Here is a 6,170-nt window from a genome sequence, read left to right on the forward strand (position 1 = left end):
CCATATGTTGACGCTAAATCTTTAAAACTAGGACAAAATGTCTGGTAGCTTGCCGCCGCCTTCACCAATAGCCATGGTGATATAAACCGGCTCTTTAGGTGTTGGGCCGACTACCGGTACGGTATCGCTTAAACGAACGCGCAGACCGCCAGATACTTCAAACAGCTGTGCTTCGGCTAAAGCAACAGGCTTGGTGCTTGCTGGTTGGTTTAGATTTGGGTGGTTGTGATTCAATTGATGATTTTTCATAAAGTACGCTCCTTGTAATGGCGTGTTGAGTGATGAAGTGGAAGCGCTTAAAGCGAAACCACTTCTTGGTAAAGGGTTCTAAAGCAGCACGCAATAAGTGCGGAACGACTACTGATATTGAGTTTTTTATAAATGTTGGCGCAATGAAACTTAACGGTCCGCTCGCTGATAAATAACTCAGAGGCGATCACCTTGTTAGAGCAGCCTTCCATTATTTTGTGGACTACTTGCAGCTCACGTTTTGACAAACAGTCCATGGCAATAACGCTGTTGTTAGTACTAAGGCCACTCGCATCTATTTGCATGCGTTCGGTTGCTGTTATTAATACTGCGGGTTCTCTTACTTCATGGTTTTTCATTGTGTTTCTCCGTGTTTACCTGATGTTGCGCTTCCTGTTACTTCAGTGGGAGAGCTTGGGTGTAGTATGCCGTCTGCTAAACGATAAATTTTGTCTGCCATAGCAATCGATTGGGGGCGATGCGCCACAATAATTCGGGTCATGTTCAACGCTTTGAGGTGATGATTAATTTTGGCCTCGTTCTCCATATCTAGGTGGCTGCTTGCCTCGTCTAAAAACAAAATATCTGGCTCTTGGTAGAGGGCTCTAGCCAGAAGTAAACGTTGTTTTTGACCGCCACTTAGGCTGCTGCCCATATCACCTACTAAAGAGTGATATTGCATAGGCATTTGCATGATGTCTTGATGAATACAGGCAAGCTGTGCGACGTAAACCATTTTCTTAAGGTCTGGCACTTCTTCAAAACAACAGATGTTTTGGGCGATGGTGCCGCTTAAACAGGCGTCTTCCTGAAGTACTGATGCGATGACGGGTTTAACACTACTTGTGTGCTCAATGACACCCTCTGAAATGGGATAAAGTCCCATCAGGCATTTTAGTAAAGTGCTTTTTCCACAACCGCTGTCACCTATAATCGCTACAATCTCGCCGCTATTCACGCTGAGGGTTAGGTTCTTAAACACCCACGCATTCGTTTCACTGTAGCGATAGCTAAGTGCTGTAGCTTTAATTGCAATAGTGTCTTCTTGGGCACCGGTGCATGAGACCGTACTTGCGTTATCAGGCGCTGAAACCTTGGGTGAAAGTGAGTTGGGTGTGAACGAGTTAGGTAAGTCTAATTTAGCAAAGAGAGTACCTTGTGCATCAAAAGAACCCTCACTGCTATTTCTCAACCGGGGCTGTTGCTGCGCTGGGGTAAGCAAAATATCGCTCAAACGATTGAAGTGAACGCCCAACATTTTGAGCTCTATCACTTTATTCACCACGCCATCTAACGCATTAACAAAGCGCGTTTTGTACGCCATAAATGCGAGTAACATACCGATGGAAAGCGCACCTTCCATAACCAGGCTTGCACCTATGTAAACCACCACCAAGTTTTCGGCGCCAAATAAAAACTGATTGGCCAGCGCACTGCCAATGTTAATTTTGCCAAGAGTGATGTCTTTATTTAGTGTGGCGACCAGCTTGTTTTGCCATTGACCGTGACGCTGTACTTCCTGGCCATATACGCGAATGGGTAGGATAGCGCGCACACTTTCCATGAAATGGCTTTGTTCAGACGCGGCAAGTGAGATTCGTTCAGTTGTTAGTCGTTTAGTAACCGGCAGCAGCCCAAAACGAATGGCAAGGTAAGCGAGCATGATTGCCACCACAACAAGGGTCAGCTTAGGTGAATATAGAATCATTACAGCAAGGGTGATGATAGCCATCAGCCCGTCTAGTAACGCAGTCACCACACCGGTAGTTAAAAACTCTCGAATACTCGCCAGCGAACCAAAACGGGACACCACATCGCCAATATGCCGTTTATCAAAATAGTCCAGAGGAAGCGAAAGTAAGTGCTTAAATACCGATGCTGACATTTGAAGCTGAAGGCGGGACGATACAGATAAAATAACGAACTTTCTTATCCCACTGGTAAAAGTCTCTATTACTAATAGCAGGGCAAAACCTATGGCTAGCGCTTTAAGCAGAGCATCGTTGCTGTAGATTAATACGTCGTCTACTACTGTTTGCATGTAATACGGCGAAGCGAGGGCGAACAGCTGTAAAACAATTGATAATGAGAAAAGGGTCAGTAGATTACGTTTAAATCCTGTGGTGCGAGTGAAAAATTGACTAAGGCCAAAGCGTGGCGAGGATTTCTTTGGGCTGAAGGTATCACTGGGTGTAACTTCTAGCGCAATACCCGTGATGCACTTTGACGCCTCAGCAAAGGTAAGCTTTCTTTCTCCAAGCGCGGGGTCGTGAATAGTGAGAGTTTTACCCTTCACCTTGGTTAACACAACGAAGTGATTCATATTCCAATGCAGAATTGCAGGGCAGGATAGTTGTGCTAGATGCTCCATTTCTATCTTGATGGCGCGGGTTTGAAAGCCTAAATCACTGGCAATACGCATTACATCTTTCAAGGTGGTGCCTCGTAGCGAGACTGACATGGTCTGGCGTAGAGCGTTAAGGTCCCGTTTATCAGAATAGTACTGCGCAATCATGGTCATACACGCAAGGCCACATTCAGCTGCTTCGCTTTGAAGTACAACGGGCACGCGCTTCTTTGTATAAAGGCTTTGCGTTGGAAGTGGGTGTGTAATACTCATCATGATCACAGCTTCCCAGTTATGCTATACAGTGGCTCCATTAGCCACTCCATCAACGTACGTTGGCTTAAATCCACGTCTGCAGAAAATGTCATTCCAGCTTTCAATGAGATACTATTTCCATAGGCCATAATTTCATTGGTGGTGAGCGTTGCAGTAACAAGATAGGCGGGTTCGCTTATTGAAATGGGCACATCCGTAAGCTCACCGGGCAGCACAAGCGAAGGAGAAATTTTTACTATCTCGCCAGACTGCACACCAAACTTTTGATAGGGAAAAGCGTCATATCGAATATGTAAGGCCTGTCCCTTACGTAAAAATCCTGCAGAACGCACGGGCACGGCGATGCGCGCTTGAATGTCGGCGTTTTTAGGAAGCAAAGTAAGAAGCGGGCGAGAACTATCAATGGTATATCCCGTCTTTACGTGAAGACCCGATATCACGCCACTATGAGGCGCATAAATTGTTTCCTCTGCGTTACTTTTGTGGCTTACGATTTGTTGAGTAAGGTCGCTATACGTGTTCTCCACGTTCGCCATTTCGTTGGCCTGCTGCTTAGGCAAGGTGACAAGCTCATGGTTAAGTGCTGTTATCTTTGCCCGTTCGTCATTTTGATCTTTTTGGGCTAACGTGAGTTGTTGCTCAGCGGTTAATCGCTGGAGTGTACGGTTTTCAAAGTCTGCTTGGCTTATGTGGCCTTGGCTTAATAAGGTTTGTGCTTTTTCCCATTGCTTAAAAGCCAATGCCCACTGAGTTTGAGACAGTTCAACGATCGCGTCTAAAGCTGATAATGTTTGCTTGGATTGGACTAGCTGCTCTTCTAAGCGTTGTTGCTGTGCATGATGCAACGCGCGAAGGCGCTGAATACTTTGATGCGTTCGACTTTGCTTCGCTTCAAGTTCCATAAGCAGTTGCGTACTAACTCTGTTACCTAATGCATCATCGCTGCTGTAGTTAATCTTTATTAACGGTGTTCCCTTCTTGACTAACTGCCCTTCGCTGACTAACACCTCCAGCACTTTTCCACGTCTTGCATCCGCATAAAGCTTAAACACGCCATGGCTTGGTTCTAGCCATCCGCTTACTGACGTCTTGCGTGAATAGCTCTCGGTATTTAAATAAATTATGAGCGCCACAAGCCAAACAACAAGCAATCCAGCAATGGCAGAATAAACAGGCTTCGGTGTCATCAAAAAACGTCCTTCAACTGCATTTGATTGCTCATCAATGACTTCCTTTCTAAACAGTCCTGTTCTCATTTCCATTCCTTGTGTTAGTGATTTTTTTGTATTTGTCTCGCTTTTGGTTAAACCACGTTAAAGGTATCTGGCTGCCGCTTCCGTTTAGGCTTTTTCTCCTTGGCATCACAGTCCCTGACGCCTCCTTTTTGTTACTACCAGATACCTTGTGGTCAACATAACTGCGGTGACGGTGTTCACTGTAGGCAGGTTGGGAACTTGATGGATTACTGCTAAGGTCTATATTTCTGTAGCACACAATTTCATTGGGGTTGGCGCATTTTTGAAAGCGGTTGGCTCAAAATTGAAGGTGAAAATGACGCGGTTATTTAGCAAGGAAATATAAAGAAGTCATAGAACTGTATAAAGAATGTGCTATAAAAAACAAAGGAATATGAAAATAACACAGTAAGAACACACAGAAGGAAGCCTCATGTTTGTGCCTAGCATACTTTTAAAGCAACTCTATACTCGCGCAAGTCTTACGAAGACAGATAAAGGCTTATCTTTTTCTCTGAAAAACAGATTGAAAGACGCAACCATTAAAGAAGTAAAGTGGATATCGCTAGATGGCGAAAAAATTCCAGAACATAAGATTTCACTTCAACTCTCTGCCGACTCCTGCATTTCTGTAGAAGCACTAAACAAGTCAGATGGGGAACCCTTCGATTTACGTCAAACCATTACTGTGCATTTGGATATCGACGAAGCGCCTTGCCCTGAAAAAAGAAAACTAGGTATTTGTTTCTCTGCCTCACCGTTTGGAAAACTCAAATTCGAAGTGGAAGATAATATTACTGCGCCGGGGCAACGCAGTGCATTTATTCCTCGTGACGACATGGATGACTACGGCGAAGGCATTATAAAAACACGCCAAGAATATTTCGAAAGCGCCACGGGAAAGAAAATTAATCACGTGGGTAAGTACTCTATCGATCCACAGCAGCTTAAAGGTAACATTGAGCATTTTATTGGTGTGGCACAGGTTCCTATTGGTGTTGCCGGGCCGCTTAAAATAAACGGCGAACACGCACAAGGAGAGTTTGTAGTACCGCTAGCGACTACTGAAGGGACATTGGTAGCATCATATAATCGCGGTATGAAGCTACTTAACATGAGTGGTGGCGTAACGGCAACAGTTGTTGATGACGCCATGCAGCGCGCCCCTGTTTTTATCTTTGAAAATGCACGGGGTGCTAGAGATTTCGTTAAATGGATAAAAGAGAATTTTGAGAAAATAAAAGAAGAAGCAGAAGCGACTTCAAGCGTTGCCAAGTTGACTTATATCGACCACTTTCTATCGAATAAATTTGCGTTCTTACGATTTAACTTTAGGACCGGCGATGCCGCAGGCCAGAACATGGTGGGCCGCGCTACGTTCGCGGCATGCGGGTGGATACTCGATCACTACGAGGGGATAGAAAACTTCTATCTAGAATCTAACTTTGCCACCGACAAGAAAGCCTCTCAAATAAACATTATGCGTACTCGTGGTAAACGAGTGACAGCTGAAGCCACTATTAAACGAGAGCATTTGTTAGAAGTAATGCGCGTTGACCCTAAACAAATTGACTACCACGGTCGTGTGGCTGGTGTAGGCTCTTTCTTGTCTGGTGTGAATAACACGGGTCTGCATTCGCCAAATGGTATCACTGCCATGTTTATCGCCACAGGACAAGATGTTGCAAACGTATCTGAATCGTCGGCGGCAATGATGTATTCGGAACTAACTGACGACGGCGACTTATACGTGTCTATCACCATACCATCGCTTATTGTGGCTACCTATGGCGGCGGTACTGGCATTGGTACACAGCGAGAGTGCTTAGAACTGCTCGACTGCTATGGGCGAGACCGGGTGTATAAATTTGCAGAAATCGTGGCGTCGGTTGTATTGGCCGGTGAGATATCGCTAGCGTCAGCCATTAGTTCTTCAGACTGGGTCTCGTCGCACGAACAGTATGGCCGAAACCGATAGTAAGACCAGATTTACTGACTGAAAGTAAAAGGGGCTTCACATAATGTGAAGCCCCTTTTTGTTTGCCCAGCGAAGCTGGCAAACC

At 45.2% G+C, this 6,170-nt stretch carries 5 protein-coding genes; 1 reads left to right on the plus strand and 4 read right to left on the minus strand.

Annotated features, from left to right (window positions below):
- Positions 1-27 precede the first annotated feature (27 nt).
- Genes ACX5KA_RS12780 through ACX5KA_RS12795 form a run of 4 tightly spaced genes read right to left on the minus strand, consistent with a single transcriptional unit; the run spans position 28 to position 4,128 of the window.
- Entirely contained in the window at positions 28-249 is a 222-nt protein-coding gene (locus ACX5KA_RS12780) for a hypothetical protein (RefSeq protein ID WP_458731329.1), read from the minus strand.
- A gap of 47 nt (positions 250-296) precedes the next feature.
- Positions 297-608 carry a helix-turn-helix domain-containing protein gene (locus tag ACX5KA_RS12785; RefSeq protein WP_458731330.1) on the minus strand — a complete coding sequence of 104 codons (312 nt, stop codon included), beginning with the start codon at positions 606-608 and terminating at the stop codon, positions 297-299.
- Positions 605-2,872, minus strand: coding sequence for a peptidase domain-containing ABC transporter (locus tag ACX5KA_RS12790; RefSeq protein WP_458731331.1), 2,268 nt, complete (start codon positions 2,870-2,872; stop codon positions 605-607). Before ACX5KA_RS12790 ends, ACX5KA_RS12785 begins: the two co-directional genes overlap by 4 nt.
- 2 nt (positions 2,873-2,874) lie before the next feature.
- A complete protein-coding gene (locus ACX5KA_RS12795) occupies positions 2,875-4,128 on the minus strand; it encodes an HlyD family secretion protein (RefSeq protein ID WP_458731332.1) in 1,254 nt (417 codons plus the stop codon).
- Positions 4,129-4,540: 412 nt separating this feature from the next.
- On the opposite strand from ACX5KA_RS12795, the gene ACX5KA_RS12800 reads away from it, so the two are divergent.
- Entirely contained in the window at positions 4,541-6,085 is a 1,545-nt protein-coding gene (locus ACX5KA_RS12800; protein ID WP_458731333.1) for a hydroxymethylglutaryl-CoA reductase, read from the plus strand.
- The last annotated feature ends 85 nt before the right edge of the window (positions 6,086-6,170 follow it).

This window comes from Alteromonas alvinellae (genome assembly GCF_902705805.1).

Coding starts and splice junctions, on each gene's coding strand:
- ACX5KA_RS12785 (WP_458731330.1), bottom strand. CDS start 608: ATGAAAAACCATGAAGTAAGAGAACCCGCAGTATTAATAACAGCAACC.
- ACX5KA_RS12800 (WP_458731333.1), top strand. CDS start 4,541: ATGTTTGTGCCTAGCATACTTTTAAAGCAACTCTATACTCGCGCAAGT.
- ACX5KA_RS12780 (WP_458731329.1), bottom strand. CDS start 249: ATGAAAAATCATCAATTGAATCACAACCACCCAAATCTAAACCAACCA.
- ACX5KA_RS12795 (WP_458731332.1), bottom strand. CDS start 4,128: ATGAGAACAGGACTGTTTAGAAAGGAAGTCATTGATGAGCAATCAAAT.
- ACX5KA_RS12790 (WP_458731331.1), bottom strand. CDS start 2,872: ATGATGAGTATTACACACCCACTTCCAACGCAAAGCCTTTATACAAAG.